24 protein-coding genes and 1 pseudogene are annotated in these 23,384 nt (G+C 47.4%); 18 read left to right on the forward strand and 7 right to left on the reverse strand.

What is annotated here, in order from left to right:
* Nucleotides 1–106: 106 nt before the first annotated feature.
* The 3 genes from AB4124_RS28275 to AB4124_RS28285 all read right to left on the reverse strand — a co-directional run bounded on the left by AB4124_RS28275 (nt 107) and on the right by AB4124_RS28285 (nt 2,172).
* Nucleotides 107–1,045 carry a hypothetical protein gene (locus AB4124_RS28275; RefSeq protein ID WP_441974910.1) on the reverse strand — a complete coding sequence of 313 codons (939 nt, stop codon included), beginning with the start codon at nt 1,043–1,045 and terminating at the stop codon, nt 107–109.
* Between the two features lie 126 nt (nt 1,046–1,171).
* Nucleotides 1,172–1,834, reverse strand: coding sequence for a DUF1129 family protein (locus AB4124_RS28280; RefSeq protein ID WP_441974911.1), 663 nt, complete (start codon nt 1,832–1,834; stop codon nt 1,172–1,174).
* Nucleotides 1,835–1,836: 2 nt separating this feature from the next.
* Nucleotides 1,837–2,172 carry a PadR family transcriptional regulator gene (locus AB4124_RS28285; RefSeq protein ID WP_215154639.1) on the reverse strand — a complete coding sequence of 112 codons (336 nt, stop codon included), beginning with the start codon at nt 2,170–2,172 and terminating at the stop codon, nt 1,837–1,839.
* A gap of 412 nt (nt 2,173–2,584) precedes the next feature.
* On the opposite strand from AB4124_RS28285, the gene AB4124_RS28290 reads away from it, so the two are divergent.
* From AB4124_RS28290 to AB4124_RS28305, 4 genes are all read left to right on the forward strand, one after another.
* The gene (locus AB4124_RS28290; RefSeq protein WP_339292428.1) at nt 2,585–2,839 is read left to right on the forward strand and encodes a hypothetical protein; all 255 of its coding nucleotides are present in this window, start codon (nt 2,585–2,587) and stop codon (nt 2,837–2,839) included.
* Between the two features lie 388 nt (nt 2,840–3,227).
* The gene (locus AB4124_RS28295) at nt 3,228–4,055 is read left to right on the forward strand and encodes an alpha/beta hydrolase (protein ID WP_076325574.1); all 828 of its coding nucleotides are present in this window, start codon (nt 3,228–3,230) and stop codon (nt 4,053–4,055) included.
* 77 nt (nt 4,056–4,132) lie between these two features.
* Complete coding sequence (locus AB4124_RS28300; RefSeq protein WP_441974912.1) at nt 4,133–4,909, forward strand: DODA-type extradiol aromatic ring-opening family dioxygenase; 777 nt, start codon at nt 4,133–4,135, stop codon at nt 4,907–4,909.
* A 57-nt stretch (nt 4,910–4,966) separates the two neighbouring features.
* Entirely contained in the window at nt 4,967–5,311 is a 345-nt protein-coding gene (locus tag AB4124_RS28305; RefSeq protein ID WP_441974913.1) for a hypothetical protein, read from the forward strand.
* A 1,236-nt stretch (nt 5,312–6,547) separates the two neighbouring features.
* Here AB4124_RS28305 and AB4124_RS28310 read toward each other — a convergent pair.
* The 3 genes from AB4124_RS28310 to AB4124_RS28320 form a co-directional block, all read right to left on the reverse strand.
* Nucleotides 6,548–7,087: a DoxX family protein gene (locus AB4124_RS28310; RefSeq protein ID WP_076325572.1), complete on the reverse strand. Its 540-nt coding sequence runs from the start codon at nt 7,085–7,087 to the stop codon at nt 6,548–6,550.
* 1,020 nt (nt 7,088–8,107) lie between these two features.
* Nucleotides 8,108–8,632: a DoxX family protein gene (locus AB4124_RS28315; RefSeq protein ID WP_083659814.1), complete on the reverse strand. Its 525-nt coding sequence runs from the start codon at nt 8,630–8,632 to the stop codon at nt 8,108–8,110.
* 263 nt (nt 8,633–8,895) lie between these two features.
* On the reverse strand, nt 8,896–9,438 hold the full coding sequence (locus AB4124_RS28320) for a DoxX family protein (RefSeq protein WP_430108450.1): 543 nt from the start codon (nt 9,436–9,438) through the stop codon (nt 8,896–8,898).
* A 693-nt stretch (nt 9,439–10,131) separates the two neighbouring features.
* Here AB4124_RS28320 and AB4124_RS28325 point away from each other — a divergent pair.
* The 11 genes and pseudogenes from AB4124_RS28325 (at nt 10,132) to AB4124_RS28375 (ending at nt 20,303) form a co-directional block, all read left to right on the forward strand.
* A complete protein-coding gene (locus AB4124_RS28325; RefSeq protein ID WP_076325566.1) occupies nt 10,132–10,809 on the forward strand; it encodes a response regulator transcription factor in 678 nt (225 codons plus the stop codon).
* Entirely contained in the window at nt 10,806–11,816 is a 1,011-nt protein-coding gene (locus AB4124_RS28330) for a HAMP domain-containing sensor histidine kinase (protein WP_076325565.1), read from the forward strand. The genes AB4124_RS28325 and AB4124_RS28330 overlap by 4 nt, the downstream gene beginning before the upstream one ends.
* Before the next feature lie 92 nt (nt 11,817–11,908).
* Nucleotides 11,909–12,622: an ABC transporter ATP-binding protein gene (locus tag AB4124_RS28335; RefSeq protein WP_326098206.1), complete on the forward strand. Its 714-nt coding sequence runs from the start codon at nt 11,909–11,911 to the stop codon at nt 12,620–12,622.
* The gene (locus AB4124_RS28340; protein WP_076325563.1) at nt 12,619–13,368 is read left to right on the forward strand and encodes an ABC transporter permease; all 750 of its coding nucleotides are present in this window, start codon (nt 12,619–12,621) and stop codon (nt 13,366–13,368) included. Before AB4124_RS28335 ends, AB4124_RS28340 begins: the two co-directional genes overlap by 4 nt.
* Nucleotides 13,365–14,123: an ABC transporter permease gene (locus AB4124_RS28345; RefSeq protein WP_076325562.1), complete on the forward strand. Its 759-nt coding sequence runs from the start codon at nt 13,365–13,367 to the stop codon at nt 14,121–14,123. The genes AB4124_RS28340 and AB4124_RS28345 overlap by 4 nt, the downstream gene beginning before the upstream one ends.
* A gap of 430 nt (nt 14,124–14,553) precedes the next feature.
* Nucleotides 14,554–15,156 (forward strand): annotated as a pseudogene (locus AB4124_RS28350) (erythromycin esterase family protein); the annotation flags it as partial.
* A gap of 545 nt (nt 15,157–15,701) precedes the next feature.
* Entirely contained in the window at nt 15,702–16,826 is a 1,125-nt protein-coding gene (locus AB4124_RS28355; RefSeq protein ID WP_441974914.1) for a DUF3048 domain-containing protein, read from the forward strand.
* Between the two features lie 231 nt (nt 16,827–17,057).
* Nucleotides 17,058–17,672, forward strand: a complete 615-nt coding sequence (locus tag AB4124_RS28360) for a DUF47 domain-containing protein (RefSeq protein WP_053489885.1) — start codon at nt 17,058–17,060, stop codon at nt 17,670–17,672.
* Between the two features lie 14 nt (nt 17,673–17,686).
* Nucleotides 17,687–18,676 carry an inorganic phosphate transporter gene (locus AB4124_RS28365; protein ID WP_076325560.1) on the forward strand — a complete coding sequence of 330 codons (990 nt, stop codon included), beginning with the start codon at nt 17,687–17,689 and terminating at the stop codon, nt 18,674–18,676.
* Between the two features lie 100 nt (nt 18,677–18,776).
* Entirely contained in the window at nt 18,777–19,733 is a 957-nt protein-coding gene (gene corA, locus AB4124_RS28370; RefSeq protein WP_430201924.1) for a magnesium/cobalt transporter CorA, read from the forward strand.
* A gap of 204 nt (nt 19,734–19,937) precedes the next feature.
* Nucleotides 19,938–20,303, forward strand: a complete 366-nt coding sequence (locus AB4124_RS28375) for a YrhK family protein (RefSeq protein ID WP_076325558.1) — start codon at nt 19,938–19,940, stop codon at nt 20,301–20,303.
* Nucleotides 20,304–20,516: 213 nt separating this feature from the next.
* On the opposite strand, the gene AB4124_RS28380 is transcribed toward AB4124_RS28375, so the two are convergent.
* On the reverse strand, nt 20,517–21,116 hold the full coding sequence (locus tag AB4124_RS28380; RefSeq protein ID WP_441974915.1) for a hypothetical protein: 600 nt from the start codon (nt 21,114–21,116) through the stop codon (nt 20,517–20,519).
* Nucleotides 21,117–21,404: 288 nt separating this feature from the next.
* On the opposite strand from AB4124_RS28380, the gene AB4124_RS28385 reads away from it, so the two are divergent.
* The 3 genes from AB4124_RS28385 to AB4124_RS28395 are packed head-to-tail and all read left to right on the forward strand — an operon-like array spanning nt 21,405 to nt 23,364.
* The gene (locus AB4124_RS28385) at nt 21,405–21,695 is read left to right on the forward strand and encodes a YerC/YecD family TrpR-related protein (RefSeq protein ID WP_053489879.1); all 291 of its coding nucleotides are present in this window, start codon (nt 21,405–21,407) and stop codon (nt 21,693–21,695) included.
* Between the two features lie 4 nt (nt 21,696–21,699).
* Nucleotides 21,700–22,464 carry a sirohydrochlorin chelatase gene (locus AB4124_RS28390; RefSeq protein ID WP_430201928.1) on the forward strand — a complete coding sequence of 255 codons (765 nt, stop codon included), beginning with the start codon at nt 21,700–21,702 and terminating at the stop codon, nt 22,462–22,464.
* Between the two features lie 18 nt (nt 22,465–22,482).
* A complete protein-coding gene (locus AB4124_RS28395) occupies nt 22,483–23,364 on the forward strand; it encodes a diacylglycerol kinase (RefSeq protein WP_076325555.1) in 882 nt (293 codons plus the stop codon).
* The last annotated feature ends 20 nt before the right edge of the window (nt 23,365–23,384 follow it).

Here is a 23,384-nt window from a genome sequence, read left to right on the forward strand (position 1 = left end):
ATCAAAAGCCGGATTCTCCTATAAACGGGAATCCGGCTTTTTTTCATACCTATTCATTAGGTTGGTGATCCTGCTGAACATAGGGAATGGTCTGTGGTTCGTTCGTCTAGTCGAGCGGAACCGCCTTCGCACGATATTGCTCAACCTCCTGGGTCAGCTTGTCCTTGTTGCTCTCAAGCACTTCAGACCAGGACTTCAGCTTTTTCAGAAGAGCGCTTTTGGAGACGGCGTCGCTGTCCTTAAGGACGTTATCGAAGGCTTGCCGCACTTCCGGATCGAGCAGATTGTCCTCGTACTTGAATAGCGGCGTATTGTTGTAGCCATAGAATAAGCTTAGCTCTGTAAAATGAAGCTTCAGCTTCACATCCGCAGCCCGGTTTGATTTGGGATATGCCGTGATAAAAGCCTCCTGCGAAAGTCCACGTTCAATAACCTCGGACCAAGGGATGACCAAGGCCGCATCACTGACCGCAGGCTTCTCGGATTCCACGATCATGATGTCGATATAGGCTTGAAGATCCTTATTGATGTAAGGCTTGTATGGTTTCAGTGTCGTATAGTCAATAATCGGGAAGATGACGCCTTCGGTCGTATACAGTCTGTAGCCGCTGTCTCGCAGGTTGATGAGCACCTTGCGCAGCGTGTCGTCCTTGGCTTTGTTAATGGTGGTGTTAATCGGCTCCCCGTATTTGTACAGGTTCATCAGTTTATCCTGAATGCCGATTTCATACACCTTGTCGGTTTTTGCCGGGAGCGCATCATTCATCGCGTTCTCCAGTTTGAGCACCAGCATGGTCGCCTGATACGTGGTTACGCTGCGGATATGCTTGGTGATGTAAGACTTGGCATAAGCCACATCGGTTTCTTTCAGCAGTTTACTGGCTTTGTTGTACACCGCATTGCCGAAGGCGGTAGCTATGCTTGAGACGGCGGTCGAACTAGCTTGGGATACGGATGCAGTTGCTGCGTTAGCGATGACGCCGGTCTGAATCGATAGAATAAGCGCAAGGATGGCAGCAATCGCGGATTTTTTGGATTTTGACATATATATTCCTCCCTTACCACACATTACCCTTATCCTATCATCTTCTTTAGAACATTAGTTTACATTGATCGAAAAAATATTAAAGATTTTGTTAAACTCCGGCCGCGAATCCATGACGAGTTTGTATTATTTGCTCGAAAAAAGAAGTTTCGTCCCGGCGATTCCGACCAGGAATATGACGAGACTGATCCATGGCGCTATTGTCAGAACCGGCAGCAGCCGCCCCAGCCACACGCCGACTACCAGAATCAATACGGTGATGGCGACATAAATCCCCATATTGCGAACATTAATCTTGCGCTTGTCCTCCTCCGGCTTGAAGGTGTCGCTCTTCATCCATCTTAACAATGCGTGGATAAGCACATAGGAACCGCCTGCTATCAAAATCAGGGTGGAAATACGTACCTGCGTCATGCGCTCAACCGGCCCTCCGGCCCACAACGTGATGAATCCGACCAGCGCTTGGACGAAGAAAAACCAGGTTAAGGCAATCCAAGGGATCATGAAATGGTATTGGAGACTGCTCAGGCCTTTTATTTTTGGCAGCTGCTCCACGAGTTCCTTGCAGTAGGATTCGGGATCGCTTCCGAACACATCCTCGGCGCTCCTGCCCTTGGCCTGGGCATCCAGGAGGTGCTGGGCGATTTCAAGCAGCAGTTCCTCGCCTTTTTGCTCCTGCACGAAGCTGCTGCGGATATAGACCACCATGTCTTGGTAATAGCTAAGATTGTCAGGCGTCATGGCATCCTGGAGTCGGTTGTTCTCTTTGATCATCTGTTTGGTATTCATCTTCATTGTCCTCCACGGGTTAGAATATGGTCCACACTATCTTTAAGCGTTCCCCAATGTTCCTTGAATTGTTGAAGAACGTGCAGGCCTTTAGCGGTTAGATTGTAATATTTACGGGGCGGTCCCCCGGCACCGGGCGCAGGCCGCAGTGTCCCTTCAATAAGCTGGTCTTTCTGCATGCGAAGCAGCAGGGGATAAATGCTGCCTTCGCTTACAAACGTTAGTCCGCTGTCTTCCAGCAGCGTGCTAATCTCATAACCATATACCTCCCGATGCTCCATAAGCGAGAGAATGCAGCCTTCGAGAATGCCTTTTAGCATTTGACTTTGAGTGGTCATGAATGGGGTTATCCTCCTTCAAGTATATTGCTATGCAAGGTAGTGGGGCGCATTTAGGCTGGGCTGCAAATGGGAATGATAAATGCCGAGTGACGAATTGACAGTGATGTCGGATGAGAATGACAATGGCAACGGCAATAGTGAATGGCAATTTGCAATGACAATGGCGAATTACAATTGTGAATAACGAATAGCAAAACCTTGATCCCTACAGAACGGACGTCCCTTTCAGCTACCTTGTTATGCAATATATCATAACAACAGCATACTTGCAATGCAAGGTAGCTTAAATAATCCATGTCGGTTTCGTGAACCAGGTATAATTCTGCCGTTCCTATTTCACAATAATAAGCATTCTGAAGCAATAGACGACCCTCTAAACATTTAGGGGTAAAAAGGAGGAGTTCTTTAGGTGAGTGCTAACTTTTATGACGATGAATTGCATGGTGGAGACGCTGTGCCGGCAAACGGGCAAGAGGTTGTTGCAGGTAACAGTGCAGCCGACGGGATGTTTGGCCAGCCTGAAGGGGGATACGCCTCCGGGGATGATGAAACAGATCTGTCTGTATCAAGCTTATGGGAGAACGACCCTATTGGGAAGACCTGGATGAACGATTGGAGCGGACGAGAAGAGACCCATGCGATGTTTCGCCAGAGCTACGAGTAAGGCTGAAGATGCGGTGTGAAAGCTGATGAAGATTGAAGCGGACAAGATAAGATGCATGCTGGGGTTTGCAAAGCCGTGAGTGGAGGTTGAACGGTTCGGAGAACTGGGCGGAACTATAGTTTAGGAGAACGATGCCAAGTTTGTCTGTGGTATAAGTAGTGGTTGAATGGACCGTTTCATAACCGGTGGAGCTGTAGTAGAAGGCGCCACGGAATATAGCCGATTTCCACATGCATCGGACGATCATATCTTGCACGTAGTTTGCCGTCTGCCATTTGCGTTGACAATCCATAATCACGATGCTAAGATAGGTTTATCTAATTCATATTAAACTTATCGGAATTATTAATATTATGATTAAGGCGTGTTATCGCAAGGAGGAATCGGCATGGAGCGGCAAATTACAATCCGGCATAATCAAGAAGAACTTACGGCAACCATCCATTACCCGTTGAAGGAAGCGGCCCAAGGAGGCAGGTGCAATCGGGTACCGTTGGTCATCATCTGCCACGGCTTTGTTGGAAGCCGGATCGGCGTGGACCGGCTGTTTGTCAAAACGGCGCGTGAGTTTGCCGATGACGGGTACATGGTGATCCGGTTCGATTATATAGGATGCGGGGAGAGCTCTGGCAATTACGGAAGCGAGGGGCTCGACTCGATGATTGCCCAGACGCGTTCCGTTCTCGATTATGGACTCAGCTGTGCTGATGTCGATCCGACGCGCATCACACTCATCGGACATAGCTTGGGTGGCGCTGTCGCCCTGCAGACCGCCGTTCGTGACCGGCGGGTGAAGAATCTGATTCTGTGGTCTGCGGTAGGTTATCCGTTCAACGATATCGTCAAAATCACTGGTCGCGATGTGTACGACACCTCTGTTAAGTCGGGAACCGCTGATTATTTGGGATACTCGTTTACCCCGGTCTTTTTCGATTCGTTGGCACAGGGTCAGCCTTTCCAGGAAGCGATCAAGTTTACGGGCAATGTGCTGGTGATACATGGTACCTCGGATGAAGTCATTCCGGTCGATTACGCATTTTTGTACCAAAAAGTGTTCTGGATGCGCCAGGAAGGCCGCTGCGATAAGGAGATCATCTTCCAAGCCGATCACACGTATTCCGCCGGGCCTCAGCGCGAGCTGCTCCTAGAGCGGACACGGGATTGGTTGAACGAACAGGAGAACATTCAGCAGGAGTGGCAGCACTGGATGATTTAAGGGAGTTATTTGGCATATTGGGCGATTTAACGGTACAATAGAGTTGTCCCTTGATTTTGAAGCTGGAGGTGGCATCGATGACGTTACCTGCTTTATTTATTGCCCATGGTTCGCCGATGATGGCCCTGGAGGACAACGAGTACACCCGCTTCCTTGAGCAATTGGGGCGGGAGCTGCCTGTACCTAGAGGCATAGCGGTATTTTCTGCCCATTGGGACGATCCGGATCAGCGGCTAACTGAAGATGCCGTGCATGGCACGATGCATGATTTTTACGGATTTCCGGATGAAATGTACCAGATTACGTATCCTGCCCCAGGCAGTGCGGAGCTGGCTGCTCAGATTCGTCAGCGTTTTGAGGCAAGCAATCTGCATGCCAAAGCCGTGACTGGCCGTGGACTGGACCATGGGGTATGGGTCATTCTGCGCAAAATGTACCCCGATGCGAATATTCCTGTGGTGGCCTTGTCTGTGGACTCCAAGCGCTCGCCACACGAACAATATTCCATCGGTACGATGCTGTCCGATTTGCGTGAGGAAGGCATCCTGATTATCGGGAGCGGCGGTTTGGTGCACAATCTGCGGATGGTGCATGAGAGCGATGAGCCTGATGAATGGGCGGCTGCATTCGATGAATGGATCGCGGAGCAGCTGACGGAATGGAATCTGAATAATTTGTTTGCGTTTGACAAAAAAGCGCCTCATGCCAGCGATGCTGTCCCTTCTTATGGACGGGAGCATTTTGTCCCTTTGTTCTATGCAATGGGTGCTGCCGATACCGGCCGCAAGGCAAAACGATTGTTTCAATCTTACCAATATGGCAGTTTGAGTCTGAACTGCTGGTCATTCGAATAATGAGATGCCGGGCTTGGATCACAAGCTCGGCTTTTGTTGTTTTAGAGGGGATTGTGTGTGGGATTTCTGTTGGCAGCGAGTCGGGGCAGATGTCTGTGGGGAGAAGCAGAAGATAGTGGGGGGCGTTATTGGGTAACCAGTGTACTTAGTCAGTCCGTCGGCGGCCCGGCAGTATCGGACCTCAGATTCGCTATTTTTGCTATAGGCACGGTATTGCGGGAGTTATCGGACACAGAATCCGTTAAGTTGCCGATCAGTGCACTTGCTCAGACCGTATGGGCCGCAGTATCGGACCTCAGATCCGCTATTTTTGCTATACGCACGGTATTGCGGGAGTTATCGGACACACGATCCGTTAAGTTGCGGATAATCCGTAAAATGAGGGCCTATTTCGGTGAATAACGGATCTCTGGTCCGTTAGTGTCAAAGAAATGGTGCTTTTGGTCAAAATAAGGTCCGCTGAGTCCGCTAAAATTGTAAGTCGCTAGGCAGTGTGCCGTAATGTACGTCGCTCGAACGTAAGCATAAGCTTAAATGTATGCAAAGCTCAAACGTATGACGGCGCTCGAATGAGTACAACGCTCTTTGGACCTCAGATCCGTTATTTTCGCTATCGGCACGATATTGCGGGGTTTATCGGACACACGATCCGTTAAGTTGCGGATAATCCGTAAAATGATGGCCTATTTCGGTGAATAACGGATCTCTGGTCCGATAGTGTTAAAGAAATGGTGCTTTTGGTCAAAATAAGGTCCGCTGAGTCCGCTAAAATTGTAAGGTCGCTAGGCAGTGTGCCGTAATGTACGTCGCTCGAACGTAAGCACAAGCTCAAATGTATGCAAAGCTCAAACGTATGACGGCGCTCGAATGAGTACAACGCTCTTTGGACCTCAGATCCGCTATTTTTGCTATACGCACGATATTGCGGGGGTTATCGGACACACGATCCGTTAAGTTGCCGATAATCGGCAAAATGATGGCCTATTTCGATGAATAACGGATCTCTGGTCCGTTAGTGTCAAAGAAATGGTGCTTTTGGTCAAAATAAGGTCCGCTGAGTCCGCTAAAATTGTAAGTCGCTAGGCAGTGTGCCGTAATGTACGTCGCTCGAACGTAAGCATAAGCTCAAATGTATGCAAAGCTCAAACGTATAACGGCGCTCGAATGAGTACAACGCTCTTTGGACCTCAGATCCGTTATTTTCGCTATAGGCACGATATTGCGGGGTTTATCGGACACACGATCCGTTAAGTTGCCGATAATCCGTAAAATGATGGCCTATTTCGGTGAATAACGGATCTCTGGTCCGATAGTGTTAAAGAAATGGTGCTTTTGGTCAAAATAAGGTCCGCTGAGTCCGCTAAAAATGTAAGTCGTTAACAGTTTCGCATGTACTCGTTAAGCAATGTTGTATAAACTCGCTAAGCAGTGTCGCAATGCACTCGTTAAGCAATGTTGTATGTACACGTTAAGCAGCGTCTCATGTACTCGTTAAGCAATGTTGTGTAAACTCGTTAAGCAATGTTGTATGTAACAACGCTCGAACGCTGCCATAACAAAAAACAACCCGGCTTGATTGCTCAAGCCAGGCGCTCTAATCAATAGGTTAGAATTTTTTAACTACAGTTGCCTACCATGTTATGCCGTTTGTTTTTTGAATGGTGTGTGCGTGGTTCCGTCGCCTTTGGTTGTTTTATGGGTCATTTTGTTCCACAACCCGCGGAGGTAAGGGAGTACCCAATGGTCGAAACCGATTTTACCGGCGTTGGCAGCAGCGACGATGATCAGCACTTCAAGCAGTAACATTTGGGCGTTGGTGCTCACGGTGCCCGAGAAGAGGAACGCAGCGTTCATAACCAGTCCCATCAGGGCGGCGAAGGTGGTGAAGGTACCGAGAATTAGTCCGAGACCTACCAGGAATTCACCGAGCGGGATGATGACGTTGAAGAGCTTCACGCCTGGCAGTGCTCCGTGTTCGAGGAACGCTGCCCACCAGCCTTGTACGGCGGGGTGATCGCCGGCTGCCTTCGCAATCGCGCCTTGCAGGAAGCCGCCTGCGTCAAATCCTCCTGTCAATTTACCCCAACCTGCTGTCAGCCATTCATAACCGATGTAGACACGAATGATAGTCAGCAGCCACATTGCAAATTTGTTTGTTCTCAGCCAGTTGTTAAACATATAAACCACTCCTTAAAAGTATGAATTTTCTTTTTATGAAAGCTTCCTTGCAAATTCTCAGGTGCGTTGAAGTTCTGCGTTGTTGTTGTTTCAGGAAGATGATCATCTCTTTCATGTCTTTATTATAAGTGAAATAAATCACAATATATGTGATTAAAATCACATTTGTGATAAATATCATAAAAAATTTTACGGGTTGACGCAGTTAACGTACAGCAAAAGACGGATGATCGGGATTGAGGCCGCGATCACCCGTCGGTAGAAGTTAAGAGGTACAGTTAAAGTTACAGTTATGGTGTAGTGTTGTAGTAGAGTAGTTGCAGCAATAAGTAGTTTGCAGGTGCGGGAAGTAGTTGTAGAGGTAGTAGTCGTAGAAGCAGTAGCTGTGGTAAGTAGCACTATAATCTCAGTAGTAGTTGCAGCAACAGTAATTGCAGGAGCCGTGTAGAAGTAATCGCCGCAACCAGTAGTAGCGCACTCGCATAGTGCAGGAGCGGCAGTTTCAGCAATGGAAGCGACAATGCAGCAGTGAGCAGCAGTGAGTAGCAGGAAGTAGTAGCGATAGTAGTAATTGCGGCAGCAGCCATACGAGTAGCAGTGCAGTAGTCGCAGCAATAGGAACAGTGAAGTAGTAACAGTTGCACTAACAAAACTGGTTGCAGCAGCTTGTTACAACAGCACTAACAGCCAACAGAAGTAGTGACAAGCCTGCAGCAGTTACATTAACACAGTAGCAGTTTCCCGGACCAGCACCAACAGCACCATCAGCCAGGCGGCAGCAGTATGCAGTTGTGTAGAGAAGCAACAGTAATAGAAACAACAGTAACCTGCAGTTTGCATGAAAAAGCTCAAAGAGGAGATAGGCAGTCAATCGGATTAAGCGGTGAGAATGAGTCAGTCTCCACTTTTTGAGAGGAGGGAAGTCAAGCGGCAGCTTACAGAAGAGGAAGCAAGCCGCTTTTGATTCTAGTTATAGCAACCAGCTAATGTTCATCGGTGTTGATTTAACTTTAAAGCCCTTCAGACTGCCTGATTCTGTAGAGAGGAGGGGTCACTGCTGATTTTTGCTTTGCGGGTGAATTTATCTTGGAGGTAGGACATGAGCCAGCGGTCGAGCCCAATCTTTCCGGCATTTGCAGCCGAGAGGATGATCAGAAATTCGAGCAATAGGAGCTGCCCATTGATACTGATGGAACCGGAGAAGAGATACGCGGCGTTCATCACGAGCCCCATCAGGGCGGCGAACACAGTGAATGTGCCGAGAATGAGGCCAAGTCCGACGAGGAATTCGCCTAGCGGAATGATGACGTTGAACCATTTGACACCCGGCAGCGCGGCATGCTTCAGGAATACGGCCCACCAATCCTGAACTGCGGGATGCTCACCAGTGGATTTGGCGATGGCCCCCTGCATAAATCCGCTTGCATCGAAGCCTCCCGTTAACTTGCTCCAGCCTGCCGTCAACCATTTATACCCGACATACACCCGAATGAACGTCAGCAGCCACATTGCGATTTTGCTTGATTGCAACCATTGAATTAACACCAGCATCACTCCTCCATGAATAATCATTCTCTTTTTTTGTTTTCAGATTTTTGCAAATTTGAAATTCGTAAGCGCGATGGAAGCCGAAAAAAACAGCAACGATCTATTTAATGTCGCATCCCAACAAATTATTCATATTTGCAAAAATCTGTATTTAAATACAGTATTCGCAAAGGTCGGAACTTGGCATGGGTTCTTGGCATGAAAAAAAGACGATGGAGAACCGAATGGTTCTCCATCATCTCGTGTTTGATGCTTTATCTTTACGCGGTGCGTTTTTTAAGCGGTGTTGGCGCGATACCTTCATCTTGGTTTGTTTTGTGGGTCATTTTATTCCACAGGCCACGAAGGTAAGGGAGTACCCAACGGTCGAGACCGATTTTACCGGCGTTGGCCGCAGCGACGATGATCAGCACTTCAAGCAGTAACATTTGGGCGTTGGTGCTCACGGTGCCCGAGAAGAGGAACGCGGCGTTCATAACCAGTCCCATCAAGGCGGCGAAGGTGGTGAAGGTACCGAGAATGAGTCCGAGACCTACCAGGAATTCACCGAGCGGGATGATGAAGTTGAAGAGCTTTACGCCCGGCAATGCCGCGTGTTCGAGGAACGCTGCCCACCAGCCTTGTACAGCGGGGTGATCACCGGTTGCATTGGCAATGGCGCCTTGGAGGAAGCCCCCTGCGTCAAATCCGCCGCCTGTCAATTTACCCCAACCTGCTGTCAGCCATTCATAACCGATGTAGACCCGAATGATAGTCAGCAGCCACATTGCAAATTTGTTCGTTCTCAGCCAGTTGTTAAACATATAAACCACTCCTTGAATGAGTTTTGATTTTTTCGATTAATGGGATATTGCGTTGTTTCTGATGTCGTTGCTGTTAGTTCTTGTTGCTTTGGGAAGTGATCACCTTCTCTATGTCTTTATTATAAGTGAAAATATTCACATTACATGTGATAAATATCACAAAGTTGTGAACGTTTCGAAATGAGCGCTCCGCAGAGGGGGGGATATCCAATGTGGGCACCGATTTCTGGGTGCGCGATGCCTAGTTAGGAGCACGCTTGGATGGCTGTCAGGCTGCCATTCACCTGCTTTCTGCTTAGAGCCATAATCAAGCTCTTGTGGAAATACAATGCAAAAACTTGATAACATTCCCGATATGATTTCATCGACGACGGCAGACGCCCTTTTATTAAACTAACGGGCAGAATAGTTTAACAAAATAAAGGAGCATTCTGCTTGTGGCATCTGCTCCTTCTTCATGTTGCCGTTCAGGATCAAGCTGTCTACATTTCAGGAAGCAGCTCGTCTAATATTCCGATAATGCCTGTTTTTGGTACGAGTTTCATATTTCGGAACCCAATTATGATAATATATGAAAAAGTATGGAACGAGGAGTGGGATAATTGGCTTGACGATGAAGCAACCTGGAGGTTTGTCAATGCGATTGGTTCGGGTTCTGCATTTATTAATACTATGTAGAGAGAGTGATGTTACTTGAAAAGAAACGTATTATACATTGAAGATAATGAGAAAATAGGCAGTTGGGTAAAGGAAGAATTGGAACAGCGAGGGTTTTCAGTTCAGTGGCTGCTAACTGGTGAAGGAGCCGAAAGAGAAGTCAATCAGCATGAAATCGTTATTTTGGATATCATGTTACCCGGTTTAGACGGATTTACTGTGGGAAGACGATTAAAGAAGGCAGCTCCTGCTGTTCCTATTTTGCTGTTAACTGCTCGAACATCGATAGATGATAAAGTAGATGGTTTACAATTTGCTGATGACTACTTAACGAAACCATTCCATACAGATGAATTAGTTGCAAGATTAGAAGTATTAATCCGTCGTAATGGTGGAACAAAATCCGAACGCATTTCATTAGGAAATCAGATTGAAGTAGATCCAGAAGCTCAAATGATATTTGACAAACGCACAGGAGAAGAAATTATATTAACAGGGAAACAGCATCAAATCTTAATGTACTTCTTACGCCACCCTAATCAAGTTTTAACAAAAGAACAAATTTATGAAGCTATTTGGGAAGAAGCTTATATAACTGGTGATAAAACATTAATGGTGCATATCCATCGACTGCGACAAAAATTAGAACGTCATCCGGATTCCTCAGAGATTATTGAAACGTTGAAGGGAATAGGCTATCGGGTGAAACTATGAAACAGAATAGATCATTATTTCATCGTTTTCTAAAAGTGCATTTTCTATTTATCTTTTTTCCTCCCATTTCACTTATTTTCTTCAGTGCGTTTTTTGGGATTTCTGATATGAATGAAAAAGTTCTGAACACGTTAAATCTATTTTACGTTACCATACTTTTGTTTGGTTTTATTATTGTAGCATTTGTTATATTATCTTGGCTGTTCTTCTTGAAACTTCAAAAACGTCTCGCCCGCTTACAGGAAGTCATGTCATTTTCAGCTAAAAATAATTCATTTCCTAAACCCATATCTGTTCAATCGGATCGCATGGATGAGATAGACCAGTTAGGAATTTCTTTTAATTGGATGATTCAGCAGCTTGAAGACAGTCGCAAGCGAGCATTTGAAGAGGAATTATTACGACATCGACTCATTGCGAATTTATCTCACGACTTACGAACGCCACTTACCATTTTGAGAGGACATGTCACCAGTTTAAATAAAGAATCCATGAGTTTCGAAGGACAAAACTCGTTAACAGAGATTAACCATACGATTACAAGAGTCGGAGATCTAATGGATGATTTACTGTCCTATACATTGCTTACATCAGGGAAACATCCTTTTGGGCCCGTTTCAACAGATATTGTACGTTTAGTAAGAGCATCTGTTGCTGCGTGGTATCCTGTGTTTGAAGATAAAGAAATTCAGCTCGATGTTGATTTACCGGCAGAGGAGACTTTTTATTGGGAAGCAGATCCTAATTGGATGACACGGGTTTTGGATAATTTATTTCAGAATATTCTTCGCCATGCAGCAGAGGGAAAATATGCAAACATTGTGGTTGATGTAGAAAAAGAACAGATCATTATTGCAGACAGAGGTCCAGGTTTGGATAACTCTTCCTATGAGCGTGGGGCGGGGATTGGTTTATCGACTTGTAATTATATGTTGAAAAAAATGAATCTGAAAGCGAACTTTACATCAAATGAAAATGGCACAAGTGTAGCTATTGCAAGGGCTTAACCTAAAGGTAATCCAGAAGTAAACCACATGATAGCTGTGATGTAACTTTGCTTCTATATAATTGGAACCATAACGGAAAGGAAGTGTTATGGTTGCTTACCATTAATAACTTAGTCAAATATCGCGGAACTCAACAAATCTTATCAGGTATCAGTTTTAAAGCGAGACCTGGTAGAGTGACTGGTTTTTTAGGTCCGAATGGGGCAGGGAAAAGTTCTACACTACGCATCCTGCTTGGATTAGATCGTGCCACCTCAGGGAGTGCACTCATTAATGGCAAGCCATTCGCAGAATTACATAATCCTCTAGCAACAGTAGGTGCCGCACTGGATGGATCTGGAGCTCATCGTAGGCGAACAGGAAGGGCCCATTTACGTTGGATTGCTCGTGCCGCAGGATTACCTAGTTCACGTGTCGAGGAAGTTCTGGAAATAGTGGGTCTTACTAATGCAGCTGACAAAAGAGTTGGGAATTATTCGCTTGGCATGGGGAGAAGACTTGGAATGGCGGCTGCACTACTGGGTGATCCCCAAATATTGGTTCTAGATGAACCAGTAAATGGGCTCGACCCGGAAGGAATTCGTTGGATCCGGACATTTTTACGTGAACGTGCTGAGTCTGGCAACACGGTGTTACTATCCAGTCATTTAATAGGAGAGCTTGCAGAGACTGTTGATGATGTGGTCATTATTAAGCATGGAACAATCGTTGCAGATGGAACATTGGATGAAGTAATAGGTAACCATTCCACGCTGGAGAAAGCTTTTTTTGCCCGGACATCTGAACATGCAGGTGATGTTGTATGAGAGCATTCAACGCGGAACTATCTAAATTGTTCTCCCTGCCGGGCATTTGGCTTGCCTTTCTTATTGGAGCATTTTCCCCTGCGGTCATAGCTGCCTTAGACAGTATAGCACAAAAAGAGGATATTATAGCTGGAGTCAGCACACGGCTATTGGAAGTTGGCTATATTGGATTAGCTCTTGGTGTACAAGGTGTCATCATTCTTGGTGTGCTTGCTGTCAGTAGCGAGTATTTGACAGAGAGCAGTGAATCTGGCGGAGGACAACAGATTACAACAAGTTTAACGGTTGTTTCATCGAGACTTCATTTTTTGCTGGCAAAAGCAGGCGCTGTGACAGTAATCAGTATACTGCTTTGTATTGTTGCTATAATGACAACTGTGTCAGCCTCGCATCTAGTTCTTGGTGAGTATACCCCTGCATTTGAATGGTCTAAACTGCTCGGTGCAGTTTGTTACTGGACATTCACTGCTCTTTTAGCATTTGGGATTACTGTTCTAACTAAGAATGGCACTATTCCGCTTGCTGTGCTCATCATAAATACATCTGTTGTATCATTTAGTTTCCTGTTTTCTAAGGTTACAAAGTTAGCGTTATACTTACCGGATAGGGCTGGCCTTGAAATGTTTATGTTTCTGAGCGACAGATTTCTCACCCCGTTCACAGGCGGCTTAGTCATGTCTGCCTGGGTAGTCGTTCTTTTCATTGCTGCAGCTATTGTATTCCATAGGAGGGACGTTGCAGCATGAGTGTCCCCTCTAGTAGAAAGATAACACAAATCCTTCGTGCTGAACTGGATAAATTAGTAACATTATCATTGACATGGCTCACTCTTATGGGTACATTCATTCTTAATTTACTTTTAGCCGCAGCTTTTACTTCGGTTGGTCTACAAGGTGCAGCAGGGACGCAAAGTATACTGAATATAGGACTTTCTTCTATGGGATATCTTCAAGCAGGGTTCATTATTCTTGGGATCTTAGCTACTTGTTCGGAGTATACCGGTGGACAGATTCGAACTACATTAACTACGATACCTTGGCGTGGGTTTCAACTATCCACGAAGTATTTGGCATTGGCAATTATAACCGTTCCTATGGCGTTTATTATTGCTGCATCAGGTGTGCTATATACTTTTATAATGATGAGGGACACAGCAGTAGTGATTGAAATAGACACAATGATAGAAGCATTAGTAGGCGCAACAGGCTATCTAACATTAACCACACTTCTCAGTGCAGCTATAGGTGCTTTACTGAGACGAACCACTCCTGCTTTAGTGATACTGCTTAGTTATTATTTCATTGTCAGTCCATTGTCGAGAGATTTTCTACCTAGTATTAAAAATTATTTTCCGGATACGGCAGGATCTTATATGTATATGCCGCCTTCCTCTGATAAAATAAATGCCCTTACAGTAATGCAAGGGACAGGTATTACAATGTTATGGACAGTTATCTTTATTACAGTAGCTATTGTATTTTACCGTAAACGAGATGCCTAAGTGTTTCATCATTTCCAATGAATAAATATTTCATCTAAGAACGGATTCTAACCTTTTTGCAGGCTGTCGAAAGCGAGAATTCAAGGTTCGTGCTGGATGTGTAGTAAAAAAGTCGAACGCTTGACTTCCTAAATCTGAGGAATCCAGAATTGAAGGGCTTCGGCATCAGATAACGAATTACCTTGAAAGTGATCAGAGACAAAGCGAAGAGAGGGATTCCATCATCGGAATACCCTCTTATTTCCATTTGTATGGCTGATGGTATGTCATATCGGTCAGTAACATTCGGTCACTTCTTTGGGAAGGTGTGTCATATGACATTTTGACACTGTTGCACATGACAACGAGTGCAGTAGGATACAGAAGAGAATTTTGGGAACTAGAATATCTCTTATCAAACCAAATCATAAAGTATTTAAGGAGAGGATTTTATGAAAATGGAAAATCCCAAGAGTTCGCATGGATCAAACAAAATGCACGTATTATCGAGCAATTTACGACAATGGCAGCTTCATATCCTGATAACCAGAAAGACTTTTATTTGAAACATGATATTGCCATGTATGAAAATGCGAAGTGGACAGAAGAACATGTAGGAAAAACAATCGTGTGGGGCCATAATGGACACGTTTCGAAAACAAACATGATCCCTTTCGTATACCCTAAAGTAGCTGGGCAGCATTTAGCAGAACATTATGGGAAACGGTATGTATCCATTGGAACATCTGTCTATGAGGGACGTTACAATGTTTATAACAGTAACCAAGAATTTGGGCCCTATGGAACATTAAAATTAGATGACCCGAATAGTTATAACTATACGTTTGGACAAGTCAATTACGACCAGTTTTTTGTTGATTTACGTAAGGCAAGCGGAGTGACAAAAACTTGGCTAAACGAGCAACATCCCGTTTTCGCTGGAATAACTATGGTAGGTCCAGATATCCCAACAACTGTTGATTTATCATTAGGTAAAACATTTGACATCATCGTTCAAATTCAGAAAGTGAATCCATCTCAACTGAATCAATAAAATCTTAATTAAAGTACAAATGGATGAGTTTTGAAGAAGCAAAAGAAAAAGTCTAGTCAACGATGAAGTCCTTGGATGACAAGAACATGTATGCTTAAAAGTCGCTTAGTTGCGGCTTTTTTTTGTTTTAACGATTTATGTTCTTGTCAAAAACCAATAGACTTGAAGTTTTTTAGTGGGATATGGATTACATGGCGCTTTGCTGCTAGAGAGCAATACTAGAATCATGAACATTCCAGCCACCAGATACTTTGATCAATTACAAATGTCCCAAATACAGCCTTTGACTAAGCAAAGAAGAAAAGGACCTGCGGTGTCAGGTCCTTTTCTTCAGTGAACATCGAAGACTTGCTTTAAGAAATCGGGTTACCTTTGATATTCATCTGGATGTATCCCCTTCTATATACAGACAAAGCACGATACAGACAAAGCACGGATTTTGTGATTAAATGTAAACTAAAGTTGATTGTTGGTTGGGAATTTTGGGCAAATAGGTTGGAAATTTAGGGTAATAAGTAATGGGAGCGTTCATAGGGGGAAACAATATGCATAGCAAAGGGTCTTTCAGGAAATTCGCATGGAGGACAAGCTTGCTGTCGATGGCGACAGTATTGCTGCTGTCCGGATGTGGTGGTAAGCAGCAGGCAGAGTCTGTCCCGGCGCCGGTGGTGGAGGCTCCGATCGAGCAGCCAGTGGAAGTGCCTCAGGAGAATGCATCTTCTCCATATAAGTCACCTCTGACAGGATTGCCGTTAGAAGCGTCACTGACGCAGCGGCCACTGGCCATTATGATCAATAACGCCCCGGCGGCAAGGCCGCAGTCGGGTCTGGGACAAGCGGACATGGTGTATGAAGTGCTGGCGGAGGGAGGGATCACGCGTTTGATCGGCATTTTTCAAAGCCAGAGCGGCATTGAGAAGATCGGGCCGATTCGCAGCATTCGTCCTTATCTGATCAATCTAGGCGAGAGCTACGGCGGTGTTCTTGTACATGCTGGCGGTAGCCCTGAAGCTTATAGCATCATCCAAAAGCAAGGCAAGCAGGATATGGACGAGATCGGAAATGCAGGCTCCTTCTTCTGGAGAGACAAGGAACGCAAAGCGCCGCATAATCTGTATTCCAGCGACGAGAAGCTCCGTGAAGGAGCAGCCAAGCTTAATTATGGCAACGACGTGAAAGTGCCGCAATATTCGTTCTATTCGGAGCCGGCGGCTGCAAGCGGCGATGGTGCAGAGGGAACGGCGCCTGTGGAGGTTGTGTCCGGTGAACCCGGGGAGAAGGTAGAAATCAAATTTTTACTGGATAGTTATGTGGTGGCTTATCAGTATGACGGTTCGACCAATACGTACAAACGGTGGGTCAACGGATCGCCGCATGTGGATCTCAACGATAATGTTCAGCTGGAGGCCGCGAATGTAATCGTGCTGGGGGCGGATCATAAAGTGCTGGATGATGTGGGCCGGCTTGCCGTGAATGTGGAAACGGGCGGGAAAGCGATGCTGTTCCAGCGCGGAGAAGTCATCGAGGGGCAGTGGGTACGCGCAGCGGGCGATGCGATCCGTTTCGTGAAGGACGGCAAGGAAGTGCCGTTGGTGCCAGGAACGACGTATTTCAACATTGTGCCGAATTCGCCTTCTTTTGAAAGCCATGTGACCATTACGAATCCTTGATGCATAAGATGTGGATGGAGGATGCTCTGTCGGGATAATTTGCACTCATACGGAGATGTTAATAGGCAGGAGAATTGAAGCGATATCCATGCATCTTCTTTTTTGTTAGTTCCTTACATTTCTGAGTGTTACTTTTCTATACACACCCTGCCATGGATGTGATAAGATAGTCAAGGTTGTCTATCTTTTGAGGGCGTTCGCGGCAATTTATCGAAAAAAGGGGTTAAGAGTATGAAATTGAAGAAGAAGGATATATTCTTCCAAACGCTGGAGAATATGGCCGATACGGTGGTACAAGCCGCAGATTATTTTTCGCAGCACGTTTCCAATCTTCAAGATGTGCTTGAATTTGCCAATGAAATGAAAAAATACGAGTCCCAGTGTGATACCTATACACATACCATCATTACTGAGCTCAACAAAACGTTTATCACGCCAATCGAACGCGATGATATTATGGACCTGACAACCAGCATGGACGATGTGATGGACGGATTGGAAGCAACCGCATCCCGGTTCTATATGTACAATTTGGGGAAACCTGACGAGTACATGGTACAGTTTGCTGAAATTCTGCGTCAATCGGCTTACGAAATTCAGAAAGCCATTCATTTGCTCTCTCAAAAGAAACTTCTGGCTATTCGTGAGTACACGATCCGCTTGAACGATCTGGAGAACCAAGGCGACGAGCTGCTGCGCATCTGTATCAAGGATCTGTTCGCCACCGTCTCTGACCCGATTCTGCTGATCAAGAAAAAAGAGATTTACGAACGTCTTGAAACGACCACGGACACCTGCGAAGACGTGGCAAATATGCTGGAATCCATCATTATGCGCAACTCGTAAGGGAGTCCTGAACAATGGATACAACGATGTTAGTATTAGTAATTGTTGTTTTTTTGGCGCTTGCATTTGACTTCATCAACGGGTTCCACGATACGGCGAATGCCATTGCAACGTCGGTATCAACCCGGGCCTTGAAACCGCGGGTAGCCATATTGCTTGCAGCCAGTATGAACTTCATCGGTGCGATGCTGTTCACAGGGGTTGCCAAAACCATCGGCGGCAGCGTCGCGGATCCGACCAAGCTGGATAACGGGATCGAGGTTGTTATTGCAACATTGCTTGCAGCCATCATCTGGAACCTGGTTACCTGGTGGTTCGGATTGCCTTCGTCCTCTTCCCATGCGCTGATTGGGGCATTGGCCGGTGCGGTATTTGTCGGCGCGGGAAGCGACATGCTGAATTATGCCGGATTTAAGGATATCGTCTTGGCGTTGATCCTATCGCCAATCATTGCCTTTGTGATCGGTTATCTGGTCATGCAGCTGCTCAAGGTTATCTTTGCTAAACACAGCCCGCATACGGTGAATAAAGGCTTCCGTACGATGCAAATCTTTACGGCAGCACTTCAATCCTTCACGCACGGCACCAACGATGCACAGAAGGCGATGGGGATTATCACCTTTGCTCTGGTCACCTCCGGTCAATTGACAGAGATGGAAGTTCCGCTCTGGGTTAAAATTTCTGCAGCGACAGCGATGGCGCTCGGGACCTCGATCGGTGGCTGGAAGATCATCAAGACCATGGGTACGAAAATTTTCAAAATCGAGCCGATCAACGGGTTCGCAGCTGACTTCTCGGCCGCATCCGTCATCTTCTCGGCTACGCTGCTTCATCTGCCGATCAGTACAACCCATGCGATCACCTCGGCAATTCTCGGTGTAGGCTCAGCGAAACGCTTCTCCGCCGTGAAATGGTCTCTGGCAGGACGCATTATTGTGACTTGGTTTATTACGATTCCGATTACGGCTGTACTGGCAGGAATCATATTTAAAATTCTTTTCTAAAACGTAATTACACATAGATAATGGATAGTAGTGGGCCAATCAGGAATCGATTGGCTTTTTTTGTCTAACGAAACCGAAGGTGCAGGGAAGGAGTCGTATCATGATTCGTACGTTATCTATTACGCCAAGCAACGAAGCCGTAATCGGACTTTCACTCGAAGAGATTCGAATAGAGGACTATGCCTGGATTTGGGTCGATTTCAGTGAGCCCACCCCGGAGGAGGCCCGGATGCTGGAGAGCTACTTTCACTTTCATCCGCTGGCGGTGGAGGATTGCCTGCACATTCTGCAGCGGCCGAAGCTGGATTATTACGAACAGATGCAGTTTTTTGTCCTGCATGCCCTTCAGCCGGATACTCTGGAAGTCGTCGAGGTGGATCTGTTTCTTGCACCTTCGTTTATTGTCTCCTTCCACGAAAAGGCGCTGCCCGAAATGAATGACGCTTGGGAACGCGTGACCTCGGTCGCCGGCAAGGGTCCGCTGGGCCAGGACGGTCCGAGCTTCACGGCCTATACGATCGTGGATAAGCTGGTGGATCAGTACTTCCCCAGCTTGTTTGCCATCGAGGACGAGCTGGCCGAGCTGGAAAGCCGAGGTGAGAAGGATTCGGTCGAGGAGCTAATGAATCAGGTGTTTGCGCTGCGTTCGAGGCTGCTTCGCCTGCGGCGGACGGTTGTGCCGATGCGGGATTTGCTGTACCGGATCGTGAACTCGCAGCATTTGGAGCACCACGCGCACCATGCTTATTTTTCCGACATCTACGACCATCTGCTGAAGCTGGCGGACATGATCGAGGCCGACCGCGAGATGACGGCGGATCTTCGTGACAGCTACATATCCGTGAATTCGAACCGGATGAACACCATCATGAAGACACTAACAGTGATCACGACCATCTTCATGCCGCTCACCCTGATTGCCGGGATTTATGGGATGAATTTTCAGAATATGCCGGAGCTGGAGTGGCATTACGGGTACTTCTTCGTGCTGATTCTCATGTTTGTGCTTGGCGGGGGCATGGTGATGTGGTTTATGCGCAGAGGCTGGTTTAAATAAAAAGGTTTATTATGACGTGGACATCGTGATGCCATTCGGAAATAGAGGCATGTTAGTCAGAGTTGCTGTGGGTTGGGTCCAAGTCCTTGCCAAGAAGTTATCGGATAAGCGGTAAGGTTGTCCTGCACCATAAGGCGAATGCTAAATCGCTGGGGTTTCTTGTTTCTCCGTAAGGGGTAAAGGCTTGCAGAGGAGGGACTGCATATGAAACTCAGGCTCAAACCACATCCCAAGAAGCGTTCATCGCGTCAACCAGATGAGCCTTTGCGTTCCCGGCTGCTGCGCCGGATGCTTCGCTTGGCTTGGAAGCGAAAACGAAAGCTGGCCGTTACGAACCGCTATGAGGTGGGTATGGTCATCAGCGAGATTGCGACGGGCCTGTTGTTCATTGCAGGCAGCATCATGATGTTCTATCCCCATATGAAGCGAATCCCGACCGTACTGTACCTGCTGGGCAGTATTATGATGCTGCTGCGTTCCGGTTTGCGCGGCTCCTATTGGTTTCGGTTAAAATCACTCGAAAGCGTCGAGAATAAAGAAGCCAGCCCCGAAGGGGACTGGACGCGCTGATGAGGATAGCATAATTTGATAAAAGGATATGGCTCCAGCCTAGTGTAACAGACTGAAGCCTGCTGCATGATGTATGTTGGTTCGGATGATCCCGCCTATAGTGAGTTTCAAACGTATCTGCTAAACCAATCGTGCCCAATATCCTTCGAAGATCAGAGGCTGCGGTGTTTCTGTGACTCACAGTAGGGTTTATAGCCTACCGATCTACATAAATCAACGGCGACGTCTGCTTTTGCCGGATGTTCTGCGCGATCCGGAGCGGCGCCGGCTTCCCGAGGAACGGCGGCGTCTTCTCGGTCTGTATTCGTAGGCGTCCTCATTCTGGTCCGTAAATGTGTTTGATCCGCTTTTGCCTTTCTTCTTAAGTGCGCCTGCCAGCACGGAGAATATGGGGGCAAGCTGCTGGAAGCCCTGCATGAGCTTTTGTACCTTGCCAATGTTGTTGACGATGCCGTCGATGCCGCCCATCCGGTCGATGAGTCCCTTAACGTCGCTCATATTGTTGACCCCGAGCCCGCCGAGGAGCTTGCTTAATCCGCCTCCACCGCCGCTGCCGCTGCTGCCTCCTCCGCCAAGGAGACCTGCCAGGCCACCGCCACCGGAATTCGTGGATGGAGCCAGAGCCGAAGCCGAAGCCTCCATGTCCGTTACACCGTCGGTATATGGATATAACGCGGTTTCGCCCACTTCCGGATAATCGCTGTATGGAGAGATGCCAGGGTATGGCGATGGCGCCTGGGGCAGTGATTCATTTTCAATGAGGGAGCGCTGGTTGGTGGATCGGCGGTGATAATAGTGAGAATGACGCGTCATGATATCACTTTCCTTTTTGAGTTAAGATACAATACTGTATGATGCGGGCGGGCGATGGGTTTAGGCGGATGTCCCGATTTTCGGGATAGGAGCGGAATCGGGCGATAGCCTAGGAAGATTTTGGCGAGCACTGGAGATGCGAAATGTGAGCGTGTATAAGGGATGCTGCCTCTGGGTAATGGTTGTCCTGTAGTGCGTGAAATCGTTAATGCTTGAAAATACTATATCCGCTCGGGTACAATGGGAGTGCGAGTGTTATACACAGTAACAATAGGGGATGATCATCCAGTGCAATTAAAGAAGCTAAATGATAAAAGCATCGATCAATTATTCGAAGCGATATTAACCCTGGGCAGTGTGGAAGAGTGCTATGTATTCTTCGATGATCTCTGCACCGTTAACGAAATTCAGTCCTTGTCGCAGCGGCTGGAAGTGGCGCGCATGCTGGGCAAGGGATGCACATACAACCAGATTGAAGCAGAAACGGGAGCCAGCACCGCAACGATTTCGCGTGTGAAGCGTTGCCTGAACTACGGCAATGACGGTTATAAAATGACGCTGGAGCGTTTAGGACGTTAAACTTATGACGAAGCCGGGTGTGCTGGTTATTAGTCATGGTTCACGTGAACAGAAATGGGTGTCGCTGGTGGACGAAGCCGTCCAGAAGCTGGCCTCTCATATGGATATACCGGTCGTATCTTCGTATCTGGAATTGGTAGAGGGCCGTCTGATTCAGGACGGCATTACGGACTTGGAAGACCAGGGTGTCACCGACATTGTGGTCATTCCTCTATTTGTCTCGTCCGGCAGCACACATGTCGACGAAATAGCTTATGCTATAGGAGCGAAGGATGCTCCGGACATGGAGACGGACCTGGCGCCGTTTCGGGTCCAGTCCCGGGTTCATTTTGGTACGCCGATGGACGACGACCCCGAGATGGCGGCCATGGTATGGGATAAGGTAAAAGAGCTGTCCGTGAACCCGGCGAAAGAAGTTATTCTTCTCGTCGGACACGGCAGCCGGCATGATCTGTTTCGCAGCCGCTGGGAAAAGGGTATTAACTCTTTGGCACAGCGAGTTAGCGAGGTAAGCGGAACAAGCGCGGATTATGCCTTACTCAGTCCCGGCGATGTTCGGGACAAGGTGACAGCATGGATGGAGCGCGGCTGCGATGTGATCGTAGCTCCGCTTTTTTTAAGTGAGGGGTATTTTACGGAGAAGGTGATACCTGATCGGCTGGAGGGGCTGGAATGCCGATATTCAGGCAGAACCTTGCTTCCGCATCCGCTGCTGCCGCAGTGGATGGAGTCGCAGGCTAAACTTCTTCTTCTATCCTTGAAATCATAAGTAGGTGGCGTATCGTTAATGAGAAATGCAAGATTAATCTATAACCCAACCTCCGGCCGGGAGGAAATGAAGCGTCGGCTTGCTGATATATTGAACCGTCTGGACAGTGCTGGCATCGAAACCTCCTGTCATGCAACAACCGGAGAGGGGGATGCGACCCGTGAAGCGGCAGATGCCGTCGAACGCGGCTACGATCTTGTGATCGCGGCCGGCGGAGACGGTACGCTCAATGAGGTCATCAACGGGATGGCTGGCAGGGATAACCTTCCGCCGCTCGGTATTTTCCCACTGGGCACCACGAACGATTTTGCGCGGGCGCTCGGCATCTCGAAGAACTGGGAGGAGTATTGCGATCTAGTGATTCGGGGCGAGACACGTCCGATTGACGTGGGCAAAGCGAATGATCGTTACTTCATCAATATTGCGGGCGGCGGTACGCTGACCGAGCTCACCTATGAGGTGCCAAGCAAGCTGAAGACGATGATCGGGCAGCTGGCGTATTATTTGAAGGGGATCGAGAAAATGGTCAGCCTTACGCCGCAGGAGCTCATCATCAACGCCAGCGGTCATCCGGCGATCCATGACGAATTCATGGTGTTCCTCATTGCCAATAGCAACTCGGTCGGCGGCTTCGACAAAATCGCGCCGGGCGCGAGCATCGACGACGGCTTGTTCGACGTCATTGCCCTGCGCAAGTGCAATCTTGCGGAGTTCGTGCGCGTGGCTACACTAGCACTTCGCGGCGAGCACATCAACGACAAGAGAGTCGTGCATTTCCGCACCGACTATATGGAGGTCGTCTCTCCGGGACCGGTTCAGCTGAACCTGGACGGCGAGTTCGGCGGCGTCCTGCCAGGCACGTTCCGCGTCCTGCCGCAGCATTTGCGGATTTTTGGATGAGATGGGGCAGGCTGAGAGGC

The sequence above is a fragment of the Paenibacillus sp. 2KB_20 genome, assembly GCF_052115765.1.
In the GTDB taxonomy this organism is placed as follows: Bacteria; Bacillota; Bacilli; order Paenibacillales; family Paenibacillaceae; genus Paenibacillus_AQ.

Excerpts from the sequence above, each read along its gene's own strand:
- AB4124_RS28275 (WP_441974910.1), bottom strand. The coding sequence starts at position 1,045 with ATGTCAAAATCCAAAAAATCCGCGATTGCTGCCATCCTTGCGCTTATT.
- AB4124_RS28280 (WP_441974911.1), bottom strand. The coding sequence starts at position 1,834 with ATGAATACCAAACAGATGATCAAAGAGAACAACCGACTCCAGGATGCC.
- AB4124_RS28285 (WP_215154639.1), bottom strand. The coding sequence starts at position 2,172 with ATGACCACTCAAAGTCAAATGCTAAAAGGCATTCTCGAAGGCTGCATT.
- AB4124_RS28295 (WP_076325574.1), top strand. The coding sequence starts at position 3,228 with ATGGAGCGGCAAATTACAATCCGGCATAATCAAGAAGAACTTACGGCA.
- AB4124_RS28300 (WP_441974912.1), top strand. The coding sequence starts at position 4,133 with ATGACGTTACCTGCTTTATTTATTGCCCATGGTTCGCCGATGATGGCC.
- AB4124_RS28310 (WP_076325572.1), bottom strand. The coding sequence starts at position 7,087 with ATGTTTAACAACTGGCTGAGAACAAACAAATTTGCAATGTGGCTGCTG.
- AB4124_RS28320 (WP_430108450.1), bottom strand. The coding sequence starts at position 9,438 with ATGTTTAACAACTGGCTGAGAACGAACAAATTTGCAATGTGGCTGCTG.
- AB4124_RS28330 (WP_076325565.1), top strand. The coding sequence starts at position 10,806 with ATGAAACAGAATAGATCATTATTTCATCGTTTTCTAAAAGTGCATTTT.
- AB4124_RS28340 (WP_076325563.1), top strand. The coding sequence starts at position 12,619 with ATGAGAGCATTCAACGCGGAACTATCTAAATTGTTCTCCCTGCCGGGC.
- AB4124_RS28345 (WP_076325562.1), top strand. The coding sequence starts at position 13,365 with ATGAGTGTCCCCTCTAGTAGAAAGATAACACAAATCCTTCGTGCTGAA.
- AB4124_RS28355 (WP_441974914.1), top strand. The coding sequence starts at position 15,702 with ATGCATAGCAAAGGGTCTTTCAGGAAATTCGCATGGAGGACAAGCTTG.
- AB4124_RS28360 (WP_053489885.1), top strand. The coding sequence starts at position 17,058 with ATGAAATTGAAGAAGAAGGATATATTCTTCCAAACGCTGGAGAATATG.
- AB4124_RS28365 (WP_076325560.1), top strand. The coding sequence starts at position 17,687 with ATGGATACAACGATGTTAGTATTAGTAATTGTTGTTTTTTTGGCGCTT.
- corA (WP_430201924.1), top strand. The coding sequence starts at position 18,777 with ATGATTCGTACGTTATCTATTACGCCAAGCAACGAAGCCGTAATCGGA.
- AB4124_RS28375 (WP_076325558.1), top strand. The coding sequence starts at position 19,938 with ATGAAACTCAGGCTCAAACCACATCCCAAGAAGCGTTCATCGCGTCAA.
- AB4124_RS28380 (WP_441974915.1), bottom strand. The coding sequence starts at position 21,116 with ATGACGCGTCATTCTCACTATTATCACCGCCGATCCACCAACCAGCGC.
- AB4124_RS28390 (WP_430201928.1), top strand. The coding sequence starts at position 21,700 with ATGACGAAGCCGGGTGTGCTGGTTATTAGTCATGGTTCACGTGAACAG.
- AB4124_RS28395 (WP_076325555.1), top strand. The coding sequence starts at position 22,483 with ATGAGAAATGCAAGATTAATCTATAACCCAACCTCCGGCCGGGAGGAA.